This is a genomic window from Candidatus Bathyarchaeota archaeon (assembly GCA_026014725.1).
Lineage (GTDB): Archaea > Thermoproteota > Bathyarchaeia > Bathyarchaeales > Bathycorpusculaceae > Bathycorpusculum.
Map to the genome: position 1 here is coordinate 1 of JAOZHV010000009.1, position 3377 is coordinate 3377.

The window sequence follows — 3377 nt, forward strand, 5'->3', positions numbered from 1 at the left end:
CATTTCAGGTATTCTTTTCTTCGGTTTTCCTTTTCTTCTTCGGCTGTTTCTCCGCTGGGGCGCATTTTCTCCCGCAGCTCCATGAGTTCCTGTTGTGTCACTGATAAGCCGCAGCTTTTGCAGACATAGTGCTTGGTAGCTATCGCATAGTGCATTTCTCCACCGCATTCTGGGCAATACGTCATTTTCGCTCACTTACCAGAAAATACAGCGTTAACAGACAGATATTAGTCTTCGCTTAACTTTGCCCTCTTCTTAACCTGCAAAAAAGCGCAGCGAGCATTGCGTTAAACGTGCGCGTAAATGCGGCTGGCTATGTATTTTCCGTTTTCCCTTTAGTCCTTTCTTTCTCGTAGTAGCAGTATACGCTTACATCCGTGATGGTGTTGTTTTTTTGTCAAAGTGTTATCTGTTTTCAAAAGTATTCTAAATCCGAAGTTGAATCTGAAGTGTTAAAAAAAAGATATATGCCGCCGCGCGTTGAAATACTGACGTTGCAGGAAACTATAGCTCTTGCGAGAGAGGGTTATTATGAAAAAGCCAAATTCTGCAGCGCCAACGGCTTTAACCATTAGCACACTGCTTCTGCTGTCTCTGTTTTTAGTGTCTATCCCGAAAGTTGAGAGTGCCTCTCTTGTTCCCGTGATTGATGGAAATAGAGTATACGTGGAAAACGCAGATTGCTACATTTCGGCGGCTCCTCACACGTTAAACGGGGATGGCTACGTCTACTTCAATATAACTAGCAAGACGTATCAGGGAGAAGTAGCCTTCTGTTTCGGCTTTAGCGGTAATTCAGGGTATCCCACAAGCTTGGAACTCTATGATCGTAGGGAAGAGACAACTCGGCATGAGCTGGATCTCTCGCCCTATTTCGATGATTCTGCTTGCCAAGTGGGCTATAATTACAGCGGGAAAGCAGGTGAAGTCGTTTATGATGGCTATGTTTGGGTTTATCGCCGCGCCAGCATAGTTGATGATAAAAATCAGACAGCGGCTGGAGGGCTAAATCGCATTTTGCTACAACATTATGATGTCTTTGACTTGGATGCCAAAGTGGCTTGTTGGAATACGTCGCAGACTCTCTATTGGCATTCCATAGGGGATAGTCTGAATTTTGAGAAAAGCACCTTTGTCTTCCAGGGTATGGACACCTGGTATATCAGCGATTATTCAATTCAGAAGAACAGGAATTACTATTTGAGGATGTGGTTGACTGTTGTTCCTATCCTTTCTGATGAGGTTCATAAATTTTTTGTGGCTTTTAAGCCTAGTGAAGAAACATTGGAGCAGGCAGTTGCCAGCAAGCATTTCTGTTATCTGGATCCTTGGTATAGCAGCAGTTGGGATTACCGGAAATCTCACATAATTGAACATGCAGCAGGCGCTGGGACTTTGTATCAGATAAGGCTTGTTGTGAATTATGGTTCTGGCACGGATTCTGGCGGAGTTGTGTATTTAGGCGGAAAGTGCCAGCCTGATTTTGATGATGTTAGGTTTACTGACGATGACGGAAATACCCTCCTCGATTACTGGAGGGAAAGCTACACAAGCTCTAATAGCGCCATATTTTGGCTTGAGATGATAGACGATTTAAGCAATACGGATCGCATGTTCTACATTTATTATGGGAATGCAGAGGTGGAAACAACTTCGAATTTTGATGCTACTTTCATTTTTGGGGAGCCTTTTGACAACGGCACTTTGAGTACTAGCAGGTGGCCCACTGCGTACAGAACTGGAAACCCAACATACTGGATAGATTCTGCGAATCACTTCCTAGAAGTATACAATATGGACGCTAACAACTGGTGGAATGGGAAGGGTTTTCGGTCCAAATCGTTTACGCTTCCGGACTCTTGGCTTATCGAGAGCGCCTATGGCATGTACCAGCCCTTTTGGATGGTGCATTACACTGAAACCGCCGGCGAGATTTTTGGAGGTCTATTTAACGTTGAGCATTCAGATTACAGTCCGTCCGACTATGGTGTTGCTCATTTAAGCTTGCGTGATCATTGGGCTGCTAACAAGGACTGGCTCTATTATGCTGGCGTTGGTGGCAATGTGGATTACGACAGTGGCGAGCAGACTTTTTTCGACTATGTTTTGAAGACGCTTAAAATTTGGAAACTGAGTGGATACATACACGTTTCAGTGGATGGAACGACTAGAGTTACCGAGTATAACTCTGAAACTGCGAATTACGTGCACCTTGGCATTGCGCGATACTCCACCTATGATTTTGGCTTAGAGCGGTTTTATGCCTTCAGAATTAGAAAATACGTTGCGGATGAGCCTGATCATGGAGCTTGGGGACCAGAAGAAACAAGGAACTACGCTAGCCTAATATGGGGCACTGGGAATTACAATCTAGGTCCAGACGGGGAATATGACGAGTCGCAAGCTGTTTGCGCCAATATCTACACGTATTTCGGTAACACTTTGAGGTATAATAAACTCAACAATTACTGGGGAGCGGCTACTCAACCATACTGCTTCTACAATAACATTAGTTATTGTGAGGTGAATAAAGAGTATGCAACGCTTTTTTACAAAGGACCCATTCACCCTAACGTCCAGTGTGGTGTACCAGGTTGCACCTTTACGCATTATGGCGTTTATGACTGGGAAGGAGACGCTATCAAGGACTATGAGATTTATAGCGCCACGGGCGGGTCAACTTCAAAGTTTGATTTCGTGTTTATCTGGGCATGTATGCATGGAAGTAGTAACTTCATCGGTGGTCATAGTGGGACTCACAGCTGGGGCATGTGTCATTCTTTGATGGGTGAAACTAACGCCACGTTGAGTGCTAATGGGTATGCTAGCCCTGATGGTAGTGGGCGCTGTTTCATATCATTTGACGGGATTTCTATAAACTTCAAAAACGTAACAGGCTATGGCAGCTATGATTATGGCGATTTCGCAGACAGATTCTATTATTACGCATTAAACGGTTACTCAATCAACGATGCCCTTGATGCGGCTGCGCGTTATACGCATGGTTCGATTTATGATTATGATGAAATACAGCTTTATTATCCAACTAAAGGATATTGGATGGATAATCCGCAGGGTGGAGGAGTAATGAAATGCTACATGCGTGTTTGGGGTGACGGAAATCACGTCATACCCTGTTAGAAGGGAGGAAAAAAGCAAACATGCCTTTACTTAAAAAGTTTCAAACAACTGCTGTGCTCATCATGATTTTGAGCCTCTCAATGCAGGTTTCTTTTGCGTTTTCAGAAGAAACAGTCGATACAAGTGAAGTGCTGTACTTCTTGAAAAACGTCGCTAATGTTGATGTAAGCAAATACGAACCAAAACTAGTTACAACAACGTCGGAAAAGCCCCCTGAATTTGGTGGTCTCTCGCAC

Annotated in this window: 3 protein-coding genes; 2 read left to right on the top strand and 1 reads right to left on the bottom strand. The window is 44.0% G+C overall.

The features are described 5' to 3' along the window. The coding region (locus NWE95_01545) for a hypothetical protein (protein MCW4002586.1) at positions 1–185 on the bottom strand (185 nt) is incomplete at its 3' end. Positions 186–531: 346 nt separating this feature from the next. Here NWE95_01545 and NWE95_01550 point away from each other — a divergent pair. Together NWE95_01550 and NWE95_01555 are read left to right on the top strand one after the other, a co-directional pair. Then, complete coding sequence (locus tag NWE95_01550) at positions 532–3141, top strand: DUF2341 domain-containing protein (GenBank protein ID MCW4002587.1); 2610 nt, start codon at positions 532–534, stop codon at positions 3139–3141. A 20-nt stretch (positions 3142–3161) separates the two neighbouring features. Then, on the top strand, positions 3162–3377 hold a 216-nt coding region (locus tag NWE95_01555; protein ID MCW4002588.1), incomplete at its 3' end, for a hypothetical protein.